Raw genomic sequence first — 24,725 nt, 5'->3', positions numbered from 1 at the left:
CGGGTCGGGTCGGGTCGGGTCGGGCCATGGCGGGGAGAGCAGATGGACCAGCACCGGCCGGGCGCCAGCCGGGGCCGGGGTCGGGGATCAGGGGCGGGAAGCGGCGGCCGGGGTCCGGAGGGGGCGGGGTGGTGGCGCGTCGGCGGGGCGGCCGCGGGCTTCCAGCCAGAGCGCCAGGGCCAGCAGGACCACCGCCAGACCGAGGAAGCCCCGGGGCAGATAGGAGGTCATCAGCAGAACCAGCAGACGCTGGGACTTCACCAGCTCGACGGTGTGTTCGAGGTAGTCGGGGCGCATCTTCACATGGCCCTCGAAGGCGGTGACGCGGTCCCGGCCGCCGAGGAGGGTGCCGCCGCGGAGTTCCTCCTTGTGGATCTCCTCGCCGTTGACGGGGGCTCCGGTGACGGGGTCGACCCAGAACATCCGCCGGGTGGTGTACCAGCGGGTGGTGCCGGTCTGCTTCTCCAGGGTCGTGGCGTCGACACCGGGGATGGGCATCTTCTTCGGGAAGGGGACCTTGGTCCAGGGGATGGTCTGTTCGAAGTAGTAGACCTCCAGCCCGCGGAAGGTGCGGGTGCCCCGGTAGTGGATGGGGGCGGAGGTACGGGTCTGGGCGTCGAAGTACTGGTAGTCCCGTTTCTCGGTGAGGAAGGGCCACTTGTACTCGATGCCTTCGCGGCGGACCGGTTCGCCGTCGACGGATTCGCCGGTGGCGTGGACGGGGGCCTGGCTGTGGGCGTCGAAGATATAGCGCTCGGGGATCTGGGAGACCATCTTGCCGTCCGGCCCCTGGATATGGCTGAGGGCGTCCCAGACGACGACGTCGCGGCCCGCGTCGCGTTCGATCCGTTCGGACTCCGCCACGTTCCCCTTGAGGGTCTGGACGATGGTGATCTTCTCGACTTCCTCCGCCTGGAGGGTGCCGTAGTTCAGCAGGGTCGCGGGCCGGGCCTCCAGGACGACTTCCTGGTACTGGCTCGGGGGGACCTTGGCGAGCCGGGGGAAGGCGTAGAAGCGCAGCAGGGGCGCGAGGGTCGCGAAGAAGACGGCGAGGGCGAGGAGGACGAGACCGGCTCGGCGCTGCATCTCCGCCCCCTACTTCTTGGGGCCCGGCACGGTCGTCAGCAGGGGTTTCGGGGAGGTCTCGCCCGGTGGCGCGCCGATCGCGGTCGCGGTGAGGACGAGGGCGAAGGCGGCGGCCAGTCCGACGGCGGCGGCGACGAGGGCGCGCATGGTCGGCCTCCCGGGGTTCGGATCCCCTGCATCTGATGGTGCGTCAGGGCCGGGGCACCGTAGCAACCGGGGGCGGAGATGAGAACCCGCGCGGAGCCGGGATACGGCACCGCCCCCGCGCCGGGTGGTGGCGCGGGGGCGGTGCGATGCCGCGGGGCCGGGTCAGCCGGCCGTTCCCGTGGCCGAGGAGGACGGGGTGGGTGCGATGGACGCGGCGACCTCGAGGTCGATGTGGGCGACCGCGCCGCCCACCAGCTCCACCCGGAGGCGGAAGGTGCCGGTCCGGTCGTCGGCGTGGAGCTTGGGGAGGGTGAGGAGTCCCTTGGAGTCGGTGGTCAGCCCGTCGAGGGTCCGCACCGGGGCCTCGTCGGCGCCCTTGAAGTAGGGGCCCGTCTCCGCGGGAACCCACGTGCCGTCCGCGGTGGCCTCCTCGACGACGACCCGGGCGGCCACCTCGGGCGCGTCGGTGTCGCGGTAGGTGGCCTTGACGACGACGGTGTGGGCGAACTCCGCGCCGGGGGCCGCCGTCATGTCCTTGCCGTCGGTCCACACGGCCTTGTCGGCGGCGCGCTGGGTGACCTTCCCGGCGAAGGTGATGGGGGACACGGTGTGCCCGACGACCGCGGCGCGCACGGTGAAGGCGCCGGTCCGGTCGCCTGCCTCGATGACGGGCGCGGTGACCGTGCCGTCGGCGGCGGTGCGCAGGGTGACCGTCTTCTTGCCTCCGGCGAAGACGGTGCCGGTGAGGCCGGAGATGTCGAAGCGGACCTCCTGTCCGGCGACCGGGCGGCCCACGCCGCTCCTGACCCGGACGGTGACGCGCTCTTCGGCGTCCCGGCCGGCCATGACGGTCAGCGGACCGGTGCCGGCGTTCACGATGGAGCCGACGGGCGCGGGGTTGAGGGGCGGCAGGGTCGGCGGGACTTGGGGCTTCGGCCTCTGGGGCGGCTTGTTGGTGCCGCCGCCGGGCGACGGGTTCTGCCCCGGCCCCGGCTTCTGCGGCGGTCCGGGCTCGGTGGTGGGCGGGGTGGTGGAGCCACCGCCACCGGTGCCGCCGGTGCCACCGGCACTACCGCTGCCGCTCCCCCGGTTGCTGTCGGGGGTGCCCGTGCCGGGGAGGACTCCGGTGCCGTCGGGGACGGTGTGGGTGCCCCGCTTGTAGTACTCGAACCAGGACAGGACGGTGTTCAGATACTCCCGGGACCGGTTGTAGCCGAGTATGGCCCGTTCGAGATCGCGCGGCTGGGTGAGGTCGCGGTCGTTGGCGCAGAGGTAGCGTCCGGCCGCGAGCGCCGCGTCGTAGATGTTGTTGGGGTCCTTGCGCCCGTCGCCGTTGGCGTCCTGGCCCCAGGTGGCCCAGGTGGACGGGATGAACTGCATGGGGCCGACGGCACGGTCGTAGACGGTGTCGCCGTCGTAGGCGCCGTCGTCGGTGTCGGGGATGTTGGCGAAGCCGACACCGTTGAGGACCGGTCCCCGGATCGGGGAGATGGTGGTGCCGTTGGCGTCGACCCGGCCGCCGCGCGCCTGGCCGGACTCGACCTTGCCGATGGCGGCGAGCAACTGCCAGGGGACCTTGCAGCCCGGGTCGGAGGTGGCGATGGTCTCCTCTGCGCGCTTGTAGGCGGCGAGGACCGTCGCGGGGATACCCGACTCCGCCTGTCCCGCGGGGCCCGGGGCGCCGTTGGAGCCGGTGGGCGTGGGGGACTTCAGGGGCGGCAGATCCGTGTAGTAGGGGGAGTCACCGCTGACGGGGGTGCCGGGTGGTGGGGTGACGCCGTCGGAGAGTTCGTCCGGGGTCGACTGGCTGTCCCCCGATATCGCCTGTGTGACACCGGGTGCCTGGGACGCCGAGAGCGCGGCGACGGCGGCGGCCGCCACGGCCGTGGTGGTCGCTCCTCTGCGCAGCCGACGACCGAATCGCGCTCCCATGTAGTGTCCCCTCCCGCGGCGGTTCTCCCCGCTCCCCAAGTGCCTCGACCCGGCCGACCTTACGTCACCGGGCGCCACGGGGCAGGAGCGCCTGACCGTTTTTCACCACTTCGCCACCTCGTGATGGCCGGGGAGTCGGACCGGCTCCACCGGCCGGGCCCTTCGGGAACGGACGACGACGGCCGTACGCACCCGGAGGCCGGGGCCTTCACCTGCGTACCGGTATGCCGGAGCGGCGGGAAACGGCCTCCGGCCGGCCGACGCGGGCGGCACGGCCGGGGGCCGGGGTGCGAACGGGTCAGTGGGCGGCGGACTCCCAGTCGGCGCCGACGCCGACCGATACGTCCAGGGGGGCGGTGAGTTCGGCCGCGCCGGACATCTCCCGGCGCACCAGGGCCTCCACAGCGGCGCGCTCGCCGGGCGAGATCTCCAGCACGATTTCGTCGTGGACCTGGAGCAGCAGCCGCGAGGTGTGTCCGGCGTCCCGGAGCGCGTCGTCCACCCGCAGCATGGCGATCTTGACGATATCCGCGGCAGTGCCCTGGATCGGGGCGTTGAGCGCCATCCGCTCGGCGGCCTCGCGACGCTGACGATTGTCGCTGGTGAGGTCGGGCAGATAGCGGCGGCGGCCGAACATGGTGGCCGTGTAGCCGGTGGCGCGGGCCTCCTCGACCACATCGTGGAGATAGTCCCGGACGCCGCCGAACCGCTCGAAGTAGGTGTCCATCAGGGCCCGGGCCTCGCCCGCATCGATGTTCAGCTGCTGGGAGAGCCCGAAGGCGGAGAGCCCGTACGCCAGGCCGTACGACATGGCCTTGATCTTGCGGCGCATCTCGGCGTCGACATCGGAGGTGGCGACGCCGAAGACCTGGGAGGCGACGGTGTTGTGCAGGTCCTCGCCGGAGGTGAACGCCCGGATGAGGCCCTCGTCCTGGGAGAGGTGGGCCATCACCCGGAGTTCGATCTGGCTGTAGTCGGCGGTCATGAGGGACGCGAAGCCCTCGCCGACGACGAAGCCGCGGCGGATCGCCCGGCCTTCGTCGGTGCGGACCGGCACGTTCTGCAGATTGGGGTCGGTGGAGGAGAGCCGTCCCGTCGCGGCCACCGTCTGGCTGAAGGTGGTGTGGATCCGGCCGTCGGCGGCGACCGTCTTGATGAGGCCCTCGACGGTGGAGCGCAGCCTGGCCTGCTCCCGGTGGCGGAGCATGATCACGGGCAGTTCGTGATCGGTCTGTCCGGCGAGCCACGCGAGGGCGTCGGCGTCCGTCGTGTAGCCCGTCTTGGTCTTCTTGGTCTTGGGGAGGTTCAGCTCCCCGAAGAAGACTTCCTGGAGCTGCTTGGGCGAGCCGAGGTTGAACTCGTGGCCGACCGCGGCGTGGGCCTCCTTGACGGCCTGCTGGACGGCTCCGGCGAACAGCTGCTCCATGGCTTCCAGATGGGCGCGGTCGGCGGCGATGCCGTGGCGTTCCATCCGGGCGAGGAGGAGCGACGTCGGCAGCTCCATGTCGTGGAGGAGGTCGGTGGCGCCGACCTCGGCCAGCCGGGCGCCGAGGGCGTCGCCGAGGTCGAGGACGGCTCGGGCCTGCGCCATCAGGGCGTCGGCCTCGGCGTGCTCGTCCTCGTCGGTGCCGAAGGCGAGCTGGCCGTCGGCGGCCGGCGGGGCCAGCTCACGGCCCAGATATTCGACGGAGAGGGCGTCGAGGGCGAACGAGCGGCGGCCGGGCTTCACCAGATAGGCGGCGAGCGCCGTGTCCATGGTGATGCCGTCGAGCCGCCAGCCCCGCTCGGGGAAGACGCGGAGGGCCTCCTTGGCGCCGTGGAGCACCTTGGGGCGGGCGGGGTCGGCGGCCCAGTCGGCGAAGGCGCGCTCGTCGGCCTCGTCGAGGCGGGTGGGGTCGATCCAGGCGGCCTTGCCGTCGGCGGCGGCGAGGGCGATCTCGGTGACCTCACCGGTGCCGAGGCTCCAGCGGGCGACGGTGGCCACACCGAGGGGCTGTCCGCCGTGGGCGGCGAGCCAGGGGGCGACCTCACCGGTGCCGAGGGCGGCGCCGTCCAGCTCGATACCCGCCGCGGGGGCCGGGGCCGCTTCCTCGGCGGCTCCGGGGTCGACGGCCAGGAGGCGCTCGCGGAGGCTGGGGTTGCGGATCTCCAGCACTTCGAGGAAGCCCTGGAGGGCCGTCCGGTCGTAAGGCGCGCGCTCCAGCTCGCCGACGGCCCGGGGCAGCTCCACATCGCGGACCAGCTCGGTCAGATGGCGGTTGAGCTTGACGGCGTCGAGGTGGTCCCGGAGGGACTGGCCGACCTTCCCCTTGACCTCGTCGGCGCGCTCGACCAGCTCGGCGAAGGAACCGAACTGGTTGATCCACTTGGTCGCGGTCTTCTCGCCGACGCCGGGGATGCCGGGGAGGTTGTCGGACGGGTCGCCCCGCAGGGCCGCGAAGTCCGGATACTGCCCGGGGGTCAGCCCGTATTTCTCCTGGACCTTCTCCGGGGTGAAGCGGGTCAGCTCCGAGACGCCCTTGGTGGGGTACAGCACGGTGGTGTGCTCGGAGACCAGCTGGAAGGAGTCCCGGTCGCCGGTGACGATGAGCACCTCGAATCCGGCGGCCTCGGCCCGGGTCGCGAGCGTGGCGATGATGTCGTCGGCCTCGAACCCGTCGACGGCGAACCGGACGGCGTTCATCGTGTCCAGCAGCTCGCCGATCAGCTCCACCTGCCCCTTGAACTCGTCGGGGGTGGCGGAGCGGTTCGCCTTGTACTCCGGATAGTCCTTCGAACGCCATGTCTTGCGGGACACGTCGAACGCGACCGCGAAATGCGTGGGCGCCTCGTCACGCAGGGTGTTCGCCAGCATCGACGCGAAGCCGTAGACGGCATTGGTCGTCTGGCCGCTCCCGGTGGTGAAGTTCTCCGCGGGCAGCGCGAAGAACGCCCGGTACGCCAGGGAGTGCCCGTCCATGAGGAGCAGGCGCGGTCGCTCCCGACGGCCGTCGCGGGTGTCGGCTGGGGTCTTCTTCGATGCTGTCTCGGCCACGGGACGATCCTGCCACGCCCCACTGACAATGACGTCCACGGCCGGTTCGCTCGTAAGAGGGGCCTCGGAAGAAGGGCCGCGCACGGATCCCCGGCGGTGACGCCCGGGAGCCCATCGGGTCGCCCCGGCGCGGCCCTGGGCGTGCCCGTGGGCCGGCCGGCGCGCGCGGCGGCGGTGTCGGTGGGGCGTGGCAGGATGGCGTACGTCACAGCCCGTCGGCGCGGCGGGCCGGGTGCGGACCGGTTGTCCGGTGCCGTCCGGTCCCGGCGAAAGGGGAGCACGATGGCCACGAGACCGCCCGCGGACGACCCGGCGCAGGACGCCCCGGAGGTCGGCCCGCCCGGGCGCACGGCCGCCGGGTTCCCGGCCGTCGCGCACACCCTCAAGGTGGCCCGGGAGCAGATGGGCGTGGCCCGTTCCGTACGGACGCTCCTCAAGGTCAACCAGAAGGACGGCTTCGACTGCCCGGGCTGCGCCTGGCCCGAGGACGCCGAGAAGCGGCATCTCGCGGAGTTCTGCGAGAACGGGGCGAAGGCGGTCGCCGAGGAGGCGACGCTGCGCCGGGTGACACCGGAGTTCTTCGCCGCCCATCCGCTGTCCGACCTGGCCGGCCGCAGCGGTTACTGGCTGGGGCAGCAGGGCCGGATCACGGAGCCCGTGTATCTGCCGGAGGGCGGCGACCGTTACGAGCCGGTGAGCTGGGAGCGGGCGTTCGCGATCGTGGCCGAGGAGTTGCGCGCGCTGGACTCGCCCGACGAGGCGGTGTTCTACACCTCGGGGCGGACGAGCAACGAGGCGGCGTTCCTGTTCCAGCTGTTCGTGCGGGAGTTCGGGACGAACAATCTGCCGGACTGCTCGAATATGTGCCACGAGTCGTCGGGCTCGGCGCTGACGGAGACGCTCGGCGTCGGCAAGGGCAGTGTGTCCCTGGAGGATCTCCACCGGGCCGATCTGATCGTGGTCGCCGGGCAGAATCCCGGCACCAACCACCCCCGGATGCTGAGCGCCCTGGAGAAGGCGAAGGCCGCCGGGGCGCGGATCATCTCGGTGAACCCGCTGCCGGAGGCCGGCCTCGAACGGTTCCGGAATCCGCAGACGGCGCGCGGACTGCTGCGCGGCACGGCGCTGGCCGATCTGTTCCTCCAGATCCGGATCGGCGGGGACCAGGCGCTGTTCCGGATGTGGAACCGACTGGTCCTCGAAGCCGACGGGGGCGTGGACGAGGAGTTCGTCCGCACCCACACCCATGGCTTCGAGGAGTTCGCGGCGGTGGCGCGGGCGGCGGAGTGGGACGAGACCCTGGCGGCCACCGGTCTCGAGCGGGCGGAGATCGAGCGGGCGGCCGCGATGCTGCTGGCGTCGGAGCGGACCGTGGTGTGCTGGGCGATGGGACTGACCCAGCACAAGCACGCGGTGGCGACGATCCGCGAGGTGGTCAATCTGCTGCTGCTGCGCGGGGCCGTGGGCCGTCCGGGCGCCGGGGTCTGCCCGGTCCGGGGCCACTCCAATGTGCAGGGCGACCGGACGATGGGCATCTTCGAGCGGCCCGCGCCCGCGTTCCTGGACGCGCTGGAGAAGGAGTTCGGCTTCGCGCCGCCGCGTCGGCACGGGTACGACGTGGTCCGGGCGATCCGGGCGCTGCGCGACGGCGACGCGAAGGTGTTCTTCGCCATGGGCGGCAATTTCGTGGCCGCCTCGCCGGACACGGCCGTGACCGAGGACGCGATGCGCCGGGCCCGGTTGACGGTACAGGTGTCGACGAAGCTGAACCGGTCCCATGTGGTGACCGGCCGCCGGGCACTGATCCTGCCGACGCTGGGGCGTACCGACCGGGACGTCCAGGCGGGCGGGCGCCAGTTCGTGACCGTCGAGGACTCGATGGGGATGGTGCACGCGTCGCGCGGCAATCTGCCGCCCGCGAGCCCGGCGCTGCTGTCCGAGCCGGCGATCGTGGCGCGGCTGGCCCGCGCGGTCCTGGGCGACGGGTCGCGCACCCCGTGGGAGGAGTTCGAACGGGACTACGGGGCGGTCCGGGACCGGATCGCGCGGGTCGTGCCCGGTTTCGAGGACTTCAACGAGAAGGCGGCGCGGCCGAGCGGTTTCGTCCTGCCGCACGCGCCGAGGGACGAGCGGCGGTTCCCCACCGCGACGGGCCGGGCGAACTTCACGGCGGCGCCGGTGGAGTACCCCCGGGTGCCGCGGGGGCGGCTGCTGCTCCAGACGCTGCGCTCGCACGACCAGTACAACACGACGGTGTACGGCCTCGACGACCGTTACCGGGGGGTGCGGGGCGGCCGCCGTGTGGTGCTGGTGCATCCGGAGGACGCCCGCGAACTGGGGTTGCCGGACGGGTCGTACGCGGATCTGGTGGGCGAGTGGAAGGACGGGGTGGAGCGACGCGCGCCGGGATTCCGTGTGGTGCACTACCCGACCGCGCGGGGGTGCGCCGCGGCGTACTACCCCGAGACCAATGTGCTGGTGCCGCTGGACTCGACGGCGGACACCAGCAACACGCCCGCCAGCAAGTCGGTGGTGGTGCGGTTGGAGCGGTGCGACTGACGGGCGCCGCGCGGCGCGGGCGGGTTGCGGGCCGGGGGTGCGGGCCGGGGGTGCGAGTGTGCGCCACGGCACTGTCGGCAGCCTAAGCGTGCGCTCAGGCATCTGATATGACGGTGCAGCAAGCACGCAACAACGCACTGGAACGACCGAGATCGGAGCCGGCCCCATGGGCGAGCAGCACACCGTGAAGTTCACGCAGGACATCGTCGACGAGTACGCGGCGCTGGGGGTGGACCTCCCCGCGCTCTTCTCGGCGGGGCACCTGGGCGATCGGATGGGCGTACGGATCCTGGAGGCGTCGGCCGAGCGGATCGTCGGCACGATGCCGGTCGAGGGCAACACCCAGCCGTACGGGCTGCTGCACGGCGGCGCTTCGGCGGTACTGGCGGAGACCCTGGGGTCGGTGGGCGCGATGCTGCACGGCCGCAGCGGCAAGATGGCGGTGGGGGTGGACCTCAACTGCACGCACCACAGGGGCGTACGGTCCGGCCTGGTCACCGGGGTCGCGACGCCGGTGCACCGGGGGCGGACCACGGCGACGTACGAGATCGTGATCACGGACGAGCAGGAGAAGCGGGTGTGCACGGCACGGCTGACGTGCCTTTTGCGGGAGGTCGGGGCCGCGTAGCCCCGGCGGGGCCCGGGGGATGAGGTCCGGTTGCGTTGCCGACCGCGCGTCGTCCGTGGCTGGTCGCGCAGTTCCTCGCGCCCCTAGGCGGCCGGCCTTCCCGTCGCCGGAGAGAGTCGGCCGCCCCGAGCAGCATCGTTGTCGGGCGCGCCACAGTGAGTGGTTGATCGCCCAGTCCCGGCCGGGCGGCGGGGGCGGATCAGCCGGGCGGGGTGTCGTGGCCGGGTACGCACTCTGTGTGATCTTCGGGGGTGAGGGGGCGGAGGGGCGCTTCCGGTGGGTGAAACACAGGTGTCACACCGCGGTCACCGACGATCCCCGGGGGGCGGGCAACCCACCGGGGATCGTACGGGCGTTCGGAGGGCGTCGCGCGGGGCCGGGCAGGTGGGGGCCGGTGGCGGCATGGACATCTCACCAGTCGCGATGCGTCTACGCGGGTCAATACCCCACCCTCCGGCCGGGCTTCGCCCCTCGCGTCGAACCCCCGCCCGAACACCCGTACATCGCCCGGCCGTTCCCCGCCATCCGTAGCGGGGAGATGAATGCATATGCCATATAAGATATCCCGCCCCGATCGAATTCTTACACAGAGTAATCATCGAGAGGTGGCGGAAGCAGCCCTTCCGCCCTGTTTCCCCTCGCCCCGTGGTCGGCGGTTCCCGTGGAACGTGATAGGGGTCCCGACAGGAGCAAGATCGCCTCAAGGGCCTGAGCGGAACAGGGCGTTCTCACCATGTGAGCAGCCGGAAGGCGGGGAAGGACGCCCCGATGTGCCCTCATTCGGGTGCACCGATATCCGACCTCGATAACAAGAGCGTCACATCCTGACTTCCCTAGTGCCGTGTCCAACCACCTCCGCCTAGAGTCACCGCCAGTCACCGCGCCGCCGGGCGCATATCAACACCACGCATTGCGGAACGGCCCGGCGACGAACGACACCTCTAGGGGGAGGTGTCGTGCCAGGGAAAGGACAGATCGTGCGAAACCGTTCCTTGCTCATACTTACCGCCGTGGTCACCACGGGAGCGCTCACCCTCACCGCCTGCGGATCGCGCGACGATGACAAGAAGGACAACAGCAACAGCAGCGGCGGTGACAAAACCACCGTGGTCATCGGCATCGACGCACCGCTGACCGGTTCGCTCTCCGCGCTCGGCCAGGGCATCAAGAACTCGGTGGACCTCGCGGCCAAGACCGCGAACAAGGAGAACGTCGTCCCCGGCGTCGAGTTCAAGGTCGAGGCCTACGACGACCAGGCGCTGCCCGCCTCGGGTCAGCAGAACGCCATCAAGCTGGTGTCCAACAAGAACGTCCTCGGTGTCGTCGGCCCGCTGAACTCGGGTGTCGCCCAGTCGATGCAGGGCGACTTCGCCAAGGCTGACCTGGCGCAGATCTCGCCCGCCAACACCAACCCGGCGCTGTCGCAGGGCGACAAGTGGGGTTCGGGCGAGAAGAAGCGGCCCTTCAAGACGTATTTCCGCACCGCCACCACGGATGTGATCCAGGGCAAGTTCGCGGCGCAATACCTCTTCAACGAGGCCAAGAAGAAGAAGGTCTTCGTCGTCGACGACAAGCAGACCTACGGCGCCGGTCTCGCGTCCATCTTCGCCGACGAGTTCAAGAAGCTCGGCGGCACCGTGGCGGGCACCGACAAGGTGACGGTCAAGGAGACCGACTTCTCCCCCACCGCCGACAAGATCAAGGCGTCCGGCGCCGACTCGGTCTTCTTCGGCGGCCAGTACCCCGAGGGCGGTCTGCTCGCCGACCAGATCAAGAAGGCCGGGGCCAACATCCCCACCATGGGCGGCGACGCGCTCTACGACCCCGCCTTCATCAAGGCGTCCGGTCAGTCGAACGACGGTGACCTGGCGACCTCCGTCGGCTACCCGGTCGAGATGCTGCCGACCGCGAAGAAGTTCATCGAGGACTACAAGGCGGGTGGCTACAAGGACCCGTACGCGGCTTACGGCGGCTACTCCTACGACGCTGCCTGGGCCATCATCCAGGCCGTGAAGGCGGTCGTCGACGGGAACGGCGGCAAGGTCCCGAGCGACGCCCGCGCCAAGGTCACCGAGGCCCTGAGCAAGGTCTCCTTCGAAGGTGTGACCGGCAAGGTCTCCTTCGACGAGTTCGGCGACACCACGAACAAGCAGCTCACGGTCTACACCGTCGAGAAGGGCGCGTGGAAGTCCATCAAGAACGCGACCTTCGAGGACTGAGCCTCACCGCCAGACCCCGCAGCATCTGACCCCAGCCGCGCGAGGGTGCCACAGCACCCTCGCGCGGAGTCATATCCGACACGCTCATCGGAGGCTCTGCGGTGAACGAACTGCCGCAACAGCTGGCGAACGGCCTTGCCCTCGGTGCCCTCTACGGCCTCATAGCCATCGGGTACACCATGGTCTACGGCATCGTCCAGCTCATCAATTTCGCCCACGGCGAGATCTTTATGATCGGGGGCTTCGGCGCCCTCACCGCCTATCTGATCCTCCCCGACGGGAGTTCGCTGATCGTCGCGATCCCCGTCATGATCATCGGCGGAGCCCTCACGGCGGTCGCGGTCGCGACCGCGGCGGAACGGTTCGCCTATCGGCCTCTCCGAGGTGCCCCCAGGCTGGCCCCGCTGATCACCGCGATCGGCCTGTCCATCGCCCTCCAGCAGATCGTCTGGGCCTGGTACCCGGACGCCAAGAAGGCCCGGAGCTTCCCCGAGTTCCCCGGCGACTCGTTCCAGATCACCGAGCATCTGCACCTTCAGCGGGCGGACGCCTTCGTGCTGGTCCTGGCCCCGCTGTGCATGCTCGCGCTCGGGATGTTCGTCTCCAAGAGCCGTAGCGGCCGGGCCATGCAGGCCACCGCGCAGGACCCGGACACGGCCAAGCTGATGGGGATCAACACCGACCGCATCATCGTGATGGCCTTCGCCATCGGCGCCGGCTTCGCCGCGATCGCGGCGGTCGCCTACGGTCTCGACAAGGGCCAGATCCAGTTCGAGATGGGCTTCATCCTCGGACTGAAGGCCTTCACCGCGGCCGTGCTCGGCGGTATCGGCAATATCTACGGCGCCATGGTCGGCGGTGTCGTGCTCGGCGTGGCCGAGTCGCTGTCGATCGCGTACGTCGCCGAGATCCCCGGCATGCAGCAGTTGGGCGGCGGTGCCTGGGCCAATGTCTGGGCCTTCGTCCTTCTCATCCTTGTGCTCCTCGTCCGGCCCCAGGGGCTGCTCGGCGAGCGCGTCGCGGATCGGGCGTGAGAGCGATGACCACAGAAACCACTCCCACCACCGGCTCCGCCACGCCCGTGGACACCGAGTCCCGTACCCGTACGCTCCGGATGGTGACGGCCGCCGGTGGTCTGGCCACCGTCGTCGGCACCTTCCTCGCCTGGACCTACACCGACGAGTTCCCGGGCGATCTCACGGTCTACGGCTACCCCGGCGGCCTCCAGATCCTCAGCCTGATCGCGGGCGCGCTGGTCGTCCTGTTCGCCCTGGCGTCCCTCGGCGTGAAGGGCCTCGGCTGGCTGATCCCGGCCGGGTCCACCCGTGCCCTGCGGATGCTCGCCCTCGGCGCGCTCGGCGTCACCGGCTACACCGTCGTCGCCATCGCCGTGAAGCTGGACGGCCTGGTCCATCTGGAGCCCGGCGCGTTCGTGGCGTTGGTCGCCGCCGCCGTGCCGCTGGCCGCCTTCGCGCTCCCCGACGACACCCGGCCGGCGGTCCGCCCCCGGCCGCTGCCGTCCTGGGCGGAGATCCTGATCATCGTCGCGGTCTTCGGCCTCGGTCTCTACGTGATCACGTACGGCATCGACACCGAGTACGCCGAGCTGTTCGTGGGCTATCTGGTCCTGGTCGGCTTCGCGATGGCCGGGCTGAACAAGGCGGGGCTGCTCGCCCGGCTCTCGGGCCTGACCGCCCGCTACCGGCAGATCACCGTCATCGCGGCGTTCGCCGCCGCCGCGGCGTTCCCGTTCACCCAGGAAGCCGACACCTACACCCTGATCGCGGTCAACATCCTGATCTTCGCGACCGTGGCGCTGGGTCTGAACATCGTCGTCGGTCTCGCCGGTCTGCTCGACCTCGGTTACGTCGCCTTCCTCGGCGTCGGCGCGTACACCGCGGCCCTGGTCTCCGGCTCCACGGCCTCCGCGTTCGACGTCCAGTTCCCGTTCTGGGCCGCCGTCATCACCGGTGGCGTGGTCTCGTTGATCTTCGGTGTCATCATCGGCGCCCCGACCCTGCGGCTGCGCGGCGACTACCTCGCCATCGTGACCCTGGGCTTCGGCGAGATCTTCCGGATCGCGATGCTCAACCTCGACGGCGACTCGGGCCCCGACATCACCAACGGCCCCAACGGTGTGCCGAACATCCCCGATCTGGAGTTCTTCGGGTTCAACTTCGGCGAGCCGCATACGGTCCTCGGCTTCGAGCTGGGCAGCTACGCCAACTACTACCTGCTGATGCTGGTGGTCACCGCGATCGTGGTGACGGTCTTCAAGCGGTCCGAGGACTCCCGGATCGGCCGTGCCTGGGTCGCGATCCGCGAGGACGAGACCGCGGCCACCGCGATGGGCATCAACGGCTTCCGGGTGAAGCTGATCGCCTTCGCCCTCGGTGCCTTCCTCGCCGGTCTCGCCGGTACGGTCCAGGCCCATGTCCAGCACACCGTCGTCCCGGAGATGTACCAGTTCGCCGGTCCCGTACCGCCGAACTCGGCGTTCCTGCTGGCCGCGGTCATCCTCGGCGGTATGGGGACGGTCAGCGGTCCGCTGCTCGGCGCCGCCCTGCTCTATATGATCCCGGCGAAGCTCGACTTCCTCGCCGACTACCAGCTCCTCGGCTTCGGCATCGCGCTGATCCTGCTGATGCGCTTCCGCCCGGAGGGCCTGATCGCCAATCGACGGGCCCAGCTGGAGTACCACGAGGGCGACGCGTCCGACCCGTCCGACAAGGGCCTCTCCGGTCCCGGCGTCGGCCTCACCAAGGCGGGGGCGTGACCGATATGACGACCACGACAACCGACACGCCGAACGACGCGCCGGCCGGGGCGACGACGGTCCTGGACGCCAGCGGCGTGACGATGCGCTTCGGCGGTCTGACGGCCGTACGCTCCGTGGACCTCACGGTCAACTCCGGCGAGATCGTCGGGCTGATCGGCCCCAACGGCGCCGGGAAGACCACGTTCTTCAACTGTCTGACCGGGCTGTACATCCCCACGGAGGGTCGGGTCAGCTACAAGGGCACCGTACTGCCGCCCAAACCGCATCTGGTCACCCAGGCCGGAGTCGCCCGGACGTTCCAGAACATCCGGCTCTTCTCCAATATGACGGTCCTGGAGAACGTCCTCGTCGGACGGCACACCAGGACCAAGGAGGGGCTGTGGTCGGCGCTGCTGCGCGGCCCCGGCTTCAAGAAGGCGGAGGCCGAGTCCCGTAGCCGGGCCATGGAGCTGCTCGCGTTCACCGGTCTGGACGCCAAGGCGGACCATCTGGCGCGCAACCTGCCCTACGGCGAGCAGCGCAAGCTGGAGATCGCCCGCGCGCTGGCGAGCGATCCGGGGCTGCTGCTGCTCGACGAGCCGACGGCGGGGATGAACCCGCAGGAGACCAGGGCCGCCGAGGACCTGATCTTCGCCATCAGGGACCAGGGCATCGCGGTCCTGGTGATCGAGCACGACATGCGGTTCATCTTCAACCTCTGCGACCGGGTGGCCTGTCTGGTGCAGGGCGAGAAGCTCGTGGAGGGCTCGCCCGAGGTCGTCCAGGGCGACGAACGGGTGGTCGCCGCGTATCTGGGGACGCCGTTCGAGGGCGCTCCCGGTGCCGAGGAGGTGGCGGAGGTGGAAGCCGCCGAGGAGGCGGCGGAGGCCGTCGTCGACACTCCGGACTCCGGCACCAAGGGCACCACCGGCACCACCGGCCCGGAAGGGGGCACCCCGTGACCGCACTGCTCGAGGTCGAGGACCTCCGTGTCGCCTACGGCAAGATCGAGGCCGTGAAGGGCATCTCCTTCAGTGTGGAGGCCGGTCAGGTCGTCACCCTCATCGGGACCAACGGCGCGGGCAAGACGACGACCCTGCGGACCCTGTCCGGGCTGCTGAAGCCGGCCGGGGGGCGGATCGTCTTCGACGGCAAGCCGCTGTCGGGCATCCCGGCCCATAAGATCGTGGCGCTGGGGCTGGCCCACTCCCCCGAGGGCCGGCATATCTTCCCGCGTCTCTCGATCGCCGAGAACCTCCAGCTCGGGGCGTTTCTCCGGTCGGACAAGGCGGGGATCGCCCAGGACATCGAGCGGGCCTACGAGCTGTTCCCGATCCTGCGGGAGCGGAGCAAGCAGGCCGCGGGCACCCTCTCCGGCGGCGAGCAGCAGATGCTGGCCATGGGCCGGGCGCTGATGTCCCGGCCGAAGCTGCTGATGCTGGACGAGCCGTCCATGGGTCTGTCGCCGATCATGATGCAGAAGATCATGTCGACGATCACGGAGCTGCGGTCGCAGGGCACCACGATCCTGCTGGTCGAGCAGAACGCCCAGGCGGCGCTGTCGCTGGCCGACCACGGCCATGTGATGGAGGTCGGCAAGGTGGTGCTGTCGGGCTCGGGCGAGGAGCTGCTCCACGACGAGTCCGTCCGCAAGGCGTACCTCGGCGAGGACTGAGCGACCGCGATACGGCCCAGGGGCCCGCCTCCCGTGAGGGACGCGGGCCCCCGGACGTATCAGGGCTCGTATCGAGGGCCGTATAGAAGGCCGTACAGAGGGCTCGTACGGCGTCGGCTACTGGCCGCCCTTCGCCGCCTTCTTCTCGGCGGAGTCCGCGATGACGGCCTCGGCGACCTGCTGCATCGACAGCCGCCGGTCCATGGAGGTCTTCTGGATCCAGCGGAAGGCGGCGGGCTCGGTGAGGCCGTACTCGGTCTGGAGCACGCTCTTGGCGCGGTCGACGAGCTTACGGGTCTCCAGACGCTGGGAGAGGTCGGCGACCTCCTTCTCCAGCGCCTTCAGCTCGGCGAACCGGGAGACCGCCATCTCGATGGCGGGCACCACGTCGCTCTTGCTGAACGGCTTGACGAGATAGGCCATCGCTCCGGCGTCCCGGGCCCGTTCGACCAGATCGCGCTGGGAGAAGGCGGTCAGCATCAGGACGGGCGCGATGGACTCCCCGGCGATCTTCTCGGCGGCGGAGATGCCGTCGAGCACGGGCATCTTCACATCGAGGATGACGAGGTCCGGGCGGTGTTCACGGGCGAGTTCCACGGCCTTCTGGCCGTCCCCGGCCTCACCGACGACGGTGTAACCCTCCTCCTGCAGCATCTCCTTGAGGTCGAGCCGGATGAGGGCCTCGTCCTCAGCGATCACCACACGGGTCGTCTGCGGCGGGATGTGCGAGGTGTCGTCGTCGGGGGCGGGTGTCGGCTGGTCGGGGGCGGTCACGGGACTCCTCATTCCAAGGCAGGGTGCTCCCCATGAGACTACCCAGCTCCTGTATGGTTGGGGCACAAAGGGTGGCGCCCGTCCTTTGTTTCCAAGGAAGCCCCGGTAGCCCAGCGGTAGAGGCAGTGGTCTCAAACACCATCCAGCGTGGGTTCGAATCCCACCCGGGGTACTTTACCTTCTATTCCAAGGTCACGACCTGAGGCCCCTCCCCGGAGGGGCCTCAGTGCGTCGTACGGAGAGTCGTACGGCACCCCGCCGATCGCCGCGGGATCAGGACGAGCTGACGGCATCACCGATGTGATGGACCCGGACCAGATTGGTCGAACCGGACACTCCGGGCGGGGAGCCCGCGGTGATCACCACGGTGTCCCCGGACCGGCAGCGGCCGATCCTCAGCAGCTCCTCGTCCACCTGGGCCACCATCGCGTCGGTCGACTCCACCCGGGGCCCGAGGAAGGTCTCCACCCCCCAGGTGAGGGTGAGCTGGGAGCGGGTGGCCGGGTCGGGCGTGAAGGCCAGCAGCGGGATCGGGGAGCGATAGCGGGAGAGCCGTCGCACCGTGTCCCCGGACTGGGTGAAGGCGACCAGGAACTCGGCACCGAGGAAGTCGCCCATCTCGGCCGCCGCGCGGGCCACCGCGCCGCCCTGGGTACGGGGCTTGTTCCGCTCGGTCAGCGGCGGCAGCCCGGTGGCCAGGACGTCCTCCTCGGCCGCCGCGACGATCCGGCTCATCGTCCGGACCGTCTCCACCGCGTACTTGCCGACGCTGGTCTCGCCCGAGAGCATCACCGCGTCGGTGCCGTCGATGACGGCGTTGGCCACGTCGGACGCCTCGGCCCGGGTGGGCCGGGAGTTGTCGATCATCGAGTCCAGCATCTGGGTGGCGACGATGACCGGTTTGGCGTTCCGCTTCGCCAGCTTGATCGCCCGCTTCTGGACGATCGGGACCTGCTCCAGCGGCATCTCCACACCGAGGTCGCCCCGGGCCACCATGATGCCGTCGAAGGCGGCGACGATCTCCTCGATGTTCTCGACCGCCTGCGGCTTCTCGATCTTGGCGATCACCGGAAGGCGGCGGCCCTCCTCGTCCATGATCCGGTGGACGTCCTCGATGTCCCCGCCGCCGCGGACGAAGGACAGGGCGATCACATCGGCGCCGGTACGCAGCGCCCAGCGCAGGTCCTCGACGTCCTTCTCGGAGAGCGCGGGCACGGAGACGGCGACGCCGGGAAGGTTCAGCCCCTTGTTGTCGGAGACCATGCCGCCCTCGACGACGGTGGTGCACACCCGGGGTCCTTCGACCGAAGTGACCTCCAGGGCGACCTTTCCGTCGTCGACGAGGATGCGCTCCCCCGGGGTGACATCGGCGGCGAGCCCGCTGTAAGTGGTGCCGCAGAGATGGCGGTCGCCCGCCGTCTCCTCGACCGTGATGGTGAAGACGTCACCGCGTTCGAGCAGAACGGGCCCCTCCCGGAACCGGCCGAGCCGGATCTTCGGTCCCTGGAGGTCGACGAGGATCCCGACACTGCGTCCCGTCTCGTCGGACGCCTTGCGAACGCGGTGGTAACGCTCCTCGTGCTCGGCGTAGGAGCCGTGGCTGAGGTTGAGGCGGGCCACGTCCATTCCGGCCTCGACCAGCGCCTTGATCTGGTCGTAGGAGTCGGTGGCTGGGCCCAGGGTACAAACGATCTTTGCTCGGCGCATGGGGCGAGCCTATGCCGTACCGATCGGTAGCACCTGTCGTCCGGATGACTCCCCAACAATCATTGCGTGAAAGGCTGTTGACAACCGGCGAAGTGTGCGAGCGGCTGCTCCGATGAGCGGTCGGGCGGGGTGCGGGGACGGGTTCGGGGGCGGGTTTCGAGGGCGGCGTCACGGGGCCGTTCACAGCTCCGGCGGCGTGATCACGAAGCGGGCGTTCACCTGTGCCCGGACGGTCTGGCGGCGGGGTTCGAGATCCAGTGCGGGGGCGGCGTCGGCGGCCATCTCGTACCCCCCGCCCATCCGGGCGCCGGCGAGCGGCATGCCGTACGGTTCGACGGCGTCCGCCCCCGTGTCGGACAGCTCCACCAGCGCGACGGGCCTGGCGCCGAGCGCCTCCGCGTACTCCCGGGCCCGTTTGACCGCCTCCCGCACCGCGCGGCGGCGGGCCTCGCCGTAGGCGGGCGATGCGGGCCGCAGCGCCCACCAGGGGCCGCCGACGGAGGTCAGGTCCAGATCGGCGAGGCGGGTGGTCAGCTCGCCGAGGGCCGTGAAGTCGGAGAACTCGGCTTCGAGGTTGACCTGTCCGTGGTAGGCGCGCACCTGTTCTCCCCGGCCGCGCCGGGACAGCTCGGGGGTGATCGAGAAGAGCCCGGTCTCCAGCTTCTCGACCGCGTCGCCGTAGGACTTGACCAGGTCGAGGGCGGCCTGGTTGCGCCGGGTCAGATCCTCCAGCGCCGCGCGCCGGTCGGTACCGCGGGCCCGGACGACGACGGTGATCCGGGCGATCTCGGGATCGACCTCCAGCACGGCCTCGCCGCGGACCGCGATCCGGGGCGCGTCGGGGGTGCCGTGGGGCGGGAACGGGGCGGGGGACGCGTCGGTCATGGCCTCGGACTCCTTCGGGGCGGCGCGGCGCGCGACGCGCTCGGGGCGCGCGGCGGGGCGTTGGGGACGGCGCAGGGTCGGGGACGGCGCAGGGTCGGGGTCGGCGGGCGCGGTCGGTGTACGCCAACTCTGCCATCCCGTACGGGGTGACGGCGCGGGTGCGCCGGATCCGGCGCCGTACGCCGTGGTGCCGTGGGCCCTCGGGTGGTGCCCCGGACGCTCAGGTCTGGGCCAGGGGGGTCAGTCGCCGGCCCTGTCCGGGGACGTGGGGCGGCTCGGGCCGTTCCAGGCCGAAGGTGGTGAAGGCGGTACGGCGCGGCAGCGGGTACGGCTCGCGGCCGGTGAGGGCGTTGAGGACGGTCGCGCCGCGCCAGGCCGTGAGCCAGGGGCCGGGGGCGCCGATGTCGTGGGTGCGGGTCCCGCCGCCCTGCACGTAGACCGCGCCGGTCACCGAGGGGTCGAGCGTCAGCCGGTAGGACTCGTCGGTCCTGGGCCGTCCTTCGGGGTCGCGGCGCAGATACGGGTCGAGACCGGCGAGCACCCGGCCGACGGGGCGTTCGCGGTAGCCGGTGGCGAGGACGACGGCGTCGGTGGTGAGCCGGGAACGGGTGCCCTGGCGGACGTGTTCGAGGTGGAGTTCGACGCGGGTGGTGGCGACACGGCCCGCGGTGCGGACCCGGACGCCGGGGACGAGCACGGCGTCCGGCCCGCCGCCGTTCAGGGTGCGGCGGTACAGCTCGGCGTGGACGGCGTCGACGGTGGCCGGGTCGATGCCCCGGTGGAGCCGGCGCTGACGGGACACCAGGGCGTCGCGGGCCTCCGGCGGGAGGGCGTGGAGGTAGCGGGCGTGGTCGGGGGTGAGGTGTTCGAGACCGAGCCTGGAGTGCTCCGCCGGCGCGAACGACTCCGTCCTGCCGATCCAGTGGAGCCGTTCGCGCCCTTCGGGGCGGGCCCGCAGCAGATCGAGGAAGACCTCGGCGCCGGACTGGCCGGAGCCGACGACGGTGATGTGTTCCGCGGCGAGGAGGGTGTCGCGATGGCGGAGGTAGTCGGCGGAGTGCAGGACGGGGACGGCGGGCGCGTCGGCGAGCGGGCGCAGCGGCTCGGGCACATGGGGTTCGGTACCGATCCCGACGGCGACGGCACGGGTGTGGGCACGGCCGAGGGCGGCGGCGTCGCCGTTGTCGTCGAGCCGGGTGAAGTCGACCTCGAAGAGCGCGCGTTCGGGGTTCCAGCGGACCGCGTCGACCTGGTGGCCGAAGTGGAGTCCGGGCAGGTTCCCGGCGACCCAGCGGCAGTAGGTGTCGTACTCGGCGCGGTCGATATGGAACGTTCCGGCCACGCAGAAGGGGAACAGGCGGTCGTGGGCGTGGAGATAGCGCAGAAAGCTCCACGGGCTCGCCGGGTCGGCGAGGCTGACCAGATCGGCGAGGAAGGGCACCCGGCGGGTGGCGCCGTCGGTGAGAGGGACGGCGGGCGGGGCGGTGGGGGTGCCGAAGTGGTGGCGCTGCTCGTAGAAGGCGGTCCGCAGACCGCCGGGGACGCCGTGGGCGAGGGCGGCGAGGGAGAGATTGGCCGGGCCGACGCCGATTCCGACGAGGTCGAAGGGGTGGTCGCGGTCGTGGTCGGCGGATGGTGGGGTGCCGGTCATGGTGGGTGTGTGCCTTCCACGGGCGGGGGCGGGTTCGCCTCCGGCGGGGTCCGGGGTCCGGGCGGTTCCCCGGAGCGGTCCCCCGGGCGGGGGCGCCGGTCCCCTTGGCGGGGTGCCGTGGTGTTCAACGACGGGAAGGCGGTGTGGTTGTCCTCACGGGTGGGGTGCCGAAGAGGGGTTCGGGGAGCGCCAGAGGGGTGGCGGTGGTGTGCCGGGTGCGCGCGCGTTGTGGCTCGTCGGGCAGTTCCCCGCGCCCCTGGAACTCCGGGGCGCGGGGGGAGTTGCGGGGCTATCGGGTCTCTCGGGGGTGGTGGGTCAGGGCGCGGTGGAGGTCGTCCAGTTGGTCGGCGAGGCGGCGGCGGAGGGACGGGGTCAGGTCCGGGTCCTCCAGGGTCGTCCGGCCGAGGGCGAGCGTCTCGGGGGAGACCGCGTACGCCGGGAACGCGTCCTGGCCCGCCGCGGCGGCGATCGCGGGGCCGCGGCGGGCGGCGAGTGCCACCACGTCGTGGAAGAAGCGCGGCACGTACTCCCGTACCAGCTCGTCCTGTTCCGGGTGCCAGAACCCCTGGGCGACCGCGGTGAACAGGTAGTTCGACAGGGTGTCGGAGCCGAAGAGGAGGTCCCAGGCCGCGGCCTTGGCCTCGGGCGACGGCAGGGCGGCCCGGCAGCGGGCCGCGCCTTCGCGGCCGGTGGCGCTGGGGTCGGCGACCAGTTCCGCGGCGATCTCGTCCTCGCCGACCGCGCCGAGGACGGCCAGCCGGTGCAGGATCCGCCACCGGAGTTCGGGGTCGAGTTCGGGGCCGCCGGTGACGGCGCCGTCGGAGAGCCACTCCTTGATCGTCTCGGGCTGGGAGGTGGCGTCGATGATCTGGCGGACCGCGATCAGACGCAGTCCGCTGTCGCTGCCGTCCTCGGTCCTGCGGAGGATGTCCCGGCACACGGCCCGGATCGTGGCGAGCGCGGCGGGCCGCTCCGCCGCGGACAGCAGCCGGTCGGCGATCTGGACCCGGCAGAAGACGAGGACGCTCTGGACGACCGCGAGATCGCTCTCGCGCGGCAGATGGGTGCGCGCGGTCTCCAGATAGTCGGCGGGTGCCAGCTCGCCGTCGCGGACCATGTCGCGGGCCGCGTTCCACACGACGGCGCGGGTCAGCGGTTCGGGCAGACAGGACAGGGCGCCGCGGACCGTCTCCCAGGAGACCCGGTCGAAGCGGATCTTGGCGTAGGTGGTGTCGTTCTCGTTGAGGACGACCAGGGCCGGGCGCCGGCCGGGCCGGGGCTCGGCCGGGGTGCCGTCGGCCGGTACGTCGATGTCGAAGCGGCCCCGCGGTACGAGCCGGGTGGGGTCGACGGGGTCGGTGTCGTACGCGCCGACGGCGACGCGGTGCGGTCGGCCGCCGTCGCGGTCGACGGTGAGCGTCCAGCTGCCGGCCTCGTCGGTGACGGCCGGCCGCAGGGTGTCGACGCCGCTGGTGCCGAGCCAGGCCTCGGCCCAGGCGTGGACGTCGCGGTCGGTGGCGCGGGCGAGGGAGTCGATGAAGTCGGCGAGGGTGGCGTTGCCGAACCGGTGGCGGGAGAAATGGATGTTGATCCCGGCGAGGAAGTCCTTCTCGCCCATCCAGGCCACCAGCTGGCGCAGGGCCGAGGCGCCCTTGGCGTAGGAGATGCCGTCGAAATTGAGCAGCGCGGACGCGGTGTCGGGGACGGCGCCGGGGGCGGGTGCCACGGGGTGGGTGGTGGGCCGCTGGTCGGCGTCGTAACCCCAGCGCTTGCGGTTGGCCGCGAAGTCGGTCCAGGTGTCGGTGAAGCGGGTGGCCTCGGTGAGGGTCTGGTAGCCCATGTACTCGGCGAAGGACTCGTTCAGCCAGATGTCGTCCCACCAGGTGAGGGTGACCAGGTCGCCGAACCACATATGGGCCATCTCGTGGGCGACGACCATGGCCCGGGTCTGCCGTTCGGTGTCGGTGACGGCGGAGCGGTAGACGAACTCGTCGCGGAAGGTGACCAGTCCGGGGTTCTCCATGGCGCCCGCGTTGAACTCGGGGACGAACGCCTGGTCGTACGAGTCGAAGGGGTACGGCTCCTCGAACTTCTCGTGGTACCGGTCGAAGCACTGACGGGTGATCTCGAACAGCTCGTCCGTGTCGGCGTCGAGGTGCTCGGCGAGGGACCGGCGGCAGTGCAGCCCGAAGGGGAGGCCCGCGTGCTCGGTACGGACGGAGTGCCAGGGACCGGCCGCGACGGCGACGAAGTAGGTGGCGAGCGGCGGGGTGGGCGCGCAGGTCCAGACACCGTCGCCCCGGTGGGTGGCGATCCCGTTGCCGAGGACCGTCCAGCGCTCCGGCGCGACGACGGTGACCTCGAAAACCGCCTTGAGGTCGGGCTGGTCGAAGGCGGCGAAGACGCGCTGGACGTCGTCGAGGAAGAGCTGGGTGTAGACGTACGTCTCACCGTCGCTGGGGTCGGTGAAGCGGTGCATGCCCTCGCCCGTGCGGGAGTAGCGCATGTCCGTCTCGACGATCAGCTCGTGCTCGCCGGCGGTCAGCCCGGCCAGCGGGTACCGGTTGTCGTCGAGCGCGGCCGGGTCCAGGGACCGGCCGTCGAGGGTGATCGAGCGCAGGACGGCGGGCTTCAGCTCGACGAAGGTGTCCCCGTCGGCCCGGGCGGTGAACCGTATGACGGTCCGCGATCCGAAGATCTCCTCGTCGGTGGTGCCACCGCCGTCCGCTCCCGGCGACTGCCCCGTGCCGGTCGCGGCGGCACGTGCGGTCAGGTCGAGACCGATCGTGTAGTGGTGGACGTCGAGGAGCCGGGCTCGATTCTGTGCTTCGTCACGCGTCAGTACGGGCATGGAGCCATGCTGCCTGATGGGGGCCGGTTCGCACACGGGGTGGGGGTTCCGCTCTGAGCGCACGGGGCCCGCGGCGCCGTCCGCGGTGCGCCCGTCGGCGCGGCACCGTGCGACCGGGGGCGGTACGGGGGACGGGGGTGCGCCGGGCCGTGCGACCGGCGGCGGCGCCTCGGGAACCCGGCCGCCGGACGGGGGCCAAACATATCCCCGGGCTTATCCCGCGGTAATGGTGGCCGGCGTCGCGATAAGCGGGGATAAGACTGATGTTCAGAAGCCTCGGGTAGGTCTTCGCCGGTCACGAAAGGCCGGGGGGAAGAAGAGGCATTCCCCGCTTTTCATGGCCGCAGATTACCCCTTTTTTCTTTCCTTTCCGAGAAGGAGAAAGCATCATGGCTGTTCGCAAACTGCTCGCGGGTGCGGGAGTCGGTGCCGTGCTCGCCTTCGGCGTACTGGTCTCCCCGGCTCAGGCCGCGCCCGCGCAGGCGCCGGCGCCGGTACCCGATGTGGGAATCCTGTCCTGTCCGGGCGGTGAGCCCCCGGCGTCGCCGGGTTACCGCTGTCTGTCGCCGTACACGACGCTGGCCCAGTGCCAGGCGGGGGTCGAGCGGAACATCGCGGTCACCCCGGCGACCAGCGGCTACTGCCAGAGCTACAACGGGCGCTGGTGGGGCTTCGTCAACATTTACTAGGCCCGCCGGCCGACCCGCTCCCCCGGACGCCTTGTTCTCCGCCGTGCGCGGGGTAGTCGTCGACGCGCGCCGCCGCGGCCGGGATCTTCACCCGGTCCATCAGCTCGATCGCCTTCTTCTTGGCGTCCCT

At 71.0% G+C, this 24,725-nt stretch carries 17 protein-coding genes, 1 tRNA gene and 1 pseudogene; 9 read left to right on the top strand and 10 right to left on the bottom strand.

The window, feature by feature from the left end:
• Positions 1–87: 87 nt before the first annotated feature.
• The 4 genes from ACFXG1_RS23150 to polA all read right to left on the bottom strand — a co-directional run bounded on the left by ACFXG1_RS23150 (position 88) and on the right by polA (position 6,199).
• Positions 88–1,086 carry a DUF3068 domain-containing protein gene (locus ACFXG1_RS23150; protein WP_384708842.1) on the bottom strand — a complete coding sequence of 333 codons (999 nt, stop codon included), beginning with the start codon at positions 1,084–1,086 and terminating at the stop codon, positions 88–90.
• A 9-nt stretch (positions 1,087–1,095) separates the two neighbouring features.
• A complete protein-coding gene (locus ACFXG1_RS23145; protein ID WP_384708845.1) occupies positions 1,096–1,233 on the bottom strand; it encodes an SPW_0924 family protein in 138 nt (45 codons plus the stop codon).
• Positions 1,234–1,395: 162 nt separating this feature from the next.
• Entirely contained in the window at positions 1,396–3,165 is a 1,770-nt protein-coding gene (locus tag ACFXG1_RS23140; RefSeq protein WP_384708848.1) for a lytic transglycosylase domain-containing protein, read from the bottom strand.
• Positions 3,166–3,463: 298 nt separating this feature from the next.
• Positions 3,464–6,199 carry a DNA polymerase I gene (gene polA / locus ACFXG1_RS23135; RefSeq protein WP_384708851.1) on the bottom strand — a complete coding sequence of 912 codons (2,736 nt, stop codon included), beginning with the start codon at positions 6,197–6,199 and terminating at the stop codon, positions 3,464–3,466.
• 282 nt (positions 6,200–6,481) lie between these two features.
• Here polA and ACFXG1_RS23130 point away from each other — a divergent pair, with 282 nt between their 5' ends.
• From ACFXG1_RS23130 to ACFXG1_RS23100, 7 genes are all read left to right on the top strand, one after another.
• Positions 6,482–8,758 (top strand): FdhF/YdeP family oxidoreductase, encoded by a 2,277-nt coding sequence (locus ACFXG1_RS23130; RefSeq protein ID WP_384744356.1) that lies wholly within the window; start codon positions 6,482–6,484, stop codon positions 8,756–8,758.
• Between the two features lie 166 nt (positions 8,759–8,924).
• Entirely contained in the window at positions 8,925–9,386 is a 462-nt protein-coding gene (locus ACFXG1_RS23125; protein ID WP_384708857.1) for a hotdog fold thioesterase, read from the top strand.
• A gap of 977 nt (positions 9,387–10,363) precedes the next feature.
• Entirely contained in the window at positions 10,364–11,605 is a 1,242-nt protein-coding gene (locus ACFXG1_RS23120; protein WP_384708860.1) for a branched-chain amino acid ABC transporter substrate-binding protein, read from the top strand.
• A 101-nt stretch (positions 11,606–11,706) separates the two neighbouring features.
• On the top strand, positions 11,707–12,639 hold the full coding sequence (locus ACFXG1_RS23115; RefSeq protein WP_384708863.1) for a branched-chain amino acid ABC transporter permease: 933 nt from the start codon (positions 11,707–11,709) through the stop codon (positions 12,637–12,639).
• 5 nt (positions 12,640–12,644) lie between these two features.
• Positions 12,645–14,381: a branched-chain amino acid ABC transporter permease gene (locus ACFXG1_RS23110; protein ID WP_384744353.1), complete on the top strand. Its 1,737-nt coding sequence runs from the start codon at positions 12,645–12,647 to the stop codon at positions 14,379–14,381.
• A gap of 5 nt (positions 14,382–14,386) precedes the next feature.
• Positions 14,387–15,325, top strand: coding sequence for an ABC transporter ATP-binding protein (locus ACFXG1_RS23105; RefSeq protein WP_384708869.1), 939 nt, complete (start codon positions 14,387–14,389; stop codon positions 15,323–15,325).
• Positions 15,322–16,038, top strand: a complete 717-nt coding sequence (locus ACFXG1_RS23100) for an ABC transporter ATP-binding protein (protein WP_384708872.1) — start codon at positions 15,322–15,324, stop codon at positions 16,036–16,038. The genes ACFXG1_RS23105 and ACFXG1_RS23100 overlap by 4 nt, the downstream gene beginning before the upstream one ends.
• Before the next feature lie 117 nt (positions 16,039–16,155).
• On the opposite strand, the gene ACFXG1_RS23095 is transcribed toward ACFXG1_RS23100, so the two are convergent.
• Positions 16,156–16,812 carry an ANTAR domain-containing response regulator gene (locus ACFXG1_RS23095; RefSeq protein ID WP_384708875.1) on the bottom strand — a complete coding sequence of 219 codons (657 nt, stop codon included), beginning with the start codon at positions 16,810–16,812 and terminating at the stop codon, positions 16,156–16,158.
• Between the two features lie 99 nt (positions 16,813–16,911).
• On the opposite strand from ACFXG1_RS23095, the gene ACFXG1_RS23090 reads away from it, so the two are divergent.
• Positions 16,912–16,984 (top strand) — tRNA-Leu (locus ACFXG1_RS23090).
• Between the two features lie 101 nt (positions 16,985–17,085).
• Here ACFXG1_RS23090 and pyk read toward each other — a convergent pair.
• The 4 genes from pyk to pepN form a co-directional block, all read right to left on the bottom strand.
• Positions 17,086–18,519, bottom strand: a complete 1,434-nt coding sequence (gene pyk / locus ACFXG1_RS23085; RefSeq protein WP_384708878.1) for a pyruvate kinase — start codon at positions 18,517–18,519, stop codon at positions 17,086–17,088.
• Positions 18,520–18,699: 180 nt separating this feature from the next.
• Positions 18,700–19,404 carry an SIMPL domain-containing protein gene (locus ACFXG1_RS23080; RefSeq protein ID WP_384708881.1) on the bottom strand — a complete coding sequence of 235 codons (705 nt, stop codon included), beginning with the start codon at positions 19,402–19,404 and terminating at the stop codon, positions 18,700–18,702.
• A gap of 220 nt (positions 19,405–19,624) precedes the next feature.
• The gene (locus ACFXG1_RS23075; protein ID WP_384708884.1) at positions 19,625–21,055 is read right to left on the bottom strand and encodes a lysine N(6)-hydroxylase/L-ornithine N(5)-oxygenase family protein; all 1,431 of its coding nucleotides are present in this window, start codon (positions 21,053–21,055) and stop codon (positions 19,625–19,627) included.
• A gap of 289 nt (positions 21,056–21,344) precedes the next feature.
• Positions 21,345–23,906: an aminopeptidase N gene (gene pepN, locus ACFXG1_RS23070; protein WP_384744349.1), complete on the bottom strand. Its 2,562-nt coding sequence runs from the start codon at positions 23,904–23,906 to the stop codon at positions 21,345–21,347.
• 389 nt (positions 23,907–24,295) lie between these two features.
• Between pepN and ACFXG1_RS23065 the strand changes: the two genes are divergently transcribed.
• Entirely contained in the window at positions 24,296–24,595 is a 300-nt protein-coding gene (locus ACFXG1_RS23065; RefSeq protein ID WP_384744347.1) for a hypothetical protein, read from the top strand.
• A 22-nt stretch (positions 24,596–24,617) separates the two neighbouring features.
• On the opposite strand, the pseudogene ACFXG1_RS23060 reads toward ACFXG1_RS23065, so the two are convergent.
• Positions 24,618–24,725, bottom strand: a pseudogene (locus ACFXG1_RS23060) (methionine ABC transporter ATP-binding protein); the annotation flags it as partial.

It is taken from the genome of Streptomyces sp. NPDC059248, from assembly GCF_042753905.1.
Classification (GTDB): domain Bacteria; phylum Actinomycetota; class Actinomycetes; order Streptomycetales; family Streptomycetaceae; genus Streptomyces.
Note: the sequence above shows the minus strand (reverse complement) of the source record. Positions and strands in the feature narration are given on the sequence as shown.

Excerpts from the sequence above, each read along its gene's own strand:
- ACFXG1_RS23150 (WP_384708842.1), bottom strand. The coding sequence starts at position 1,086 with ATGCAGCGCCGAGCCGGTCTCGTCCTCCTCGCCCTCGCCGTCTTCTTC.
- ACFXG1_RS23145 (WP_384708845.1), bottom strand. The coding sequence starts at position 1,233 with ATGCGCGCCCTCGTCGCCGCCGCCGTCGGACTGGCCGCCGCCTTCGCC.
- ACFXG1_RS23140 (WP_384708848.1), bottom strand. The coding sequence starts at position 3,165 with ATGGGAGCGCGATTCGGTCGTCGGCTGCGCAGAGGAGCGACCACCACG.
- ACFXG1_RS23130 (WP_384744356.1), top strand. The coding sequence starts at position 6,482 with ATGGCCACGAGACCGCCCGCGGACGACCCGGCGCAGGACGCCCCGGAG.
- ACFXG1_RS23125 (WP_384708857.1), top strand. The coding sequence starts at position 8,925 with ATGGGCGAGCAGCACACCGTGAAGTTCACGCAGGACATCGTCGACGAG.
- ACFXG1_RS23110 (WP_384744353.1), top strand. The coding sequence starts at position 12,645 with ATGACCACAGAAACCACTCCCACCACCGGCTCCGCCACGCCCGTGGAC.
- ACFXG1_RS23105 (WP_384708869.1), top strand. The coding sequence starts at position 14,387 with ATGACGACCACGACAACCGACACGCCGAACGACGCGCCGGCCGGGGCG.
- pyk (WP_384708878.1), bottom strand. The coding sequence starts at position 18,519 with ATGCGCCGAGCAAAGATCGTTTGTACCCTGGGCCCAGCCACCGACTCC.
- ACFXG1_RS23080 (WP_384708881.1), bottom strand. The coding sequence starts at position 19,404 with ATGACCGACGCGTCCCCCGCCCCGTTCCCGCCCCACGGCACCCCCGAC.
- ACFXG1_RS23075 (WP_384708884.1), bottom strand. The coding sequence starts at position 21,055 with ATGACCGGCACCCCACCATCCGCCGACCACGACCGCGACCACCCCTTC.
- pepN (WP_384744349.1), bottom strand. The coding sequence starts at position 23,906 with ATGCCCGTACTGACGCGTGACGAAGCACAGAATCGAGCCCGGCTCCTC.
- ACFXG1_RS23065 (WP_384744347.1), top strand. The coding sequence starts at position 24,296 with ATGGCTGTTCGCAAACTGCTCGCGGGTGCGGGAGTCGGTGCCGTGCTC.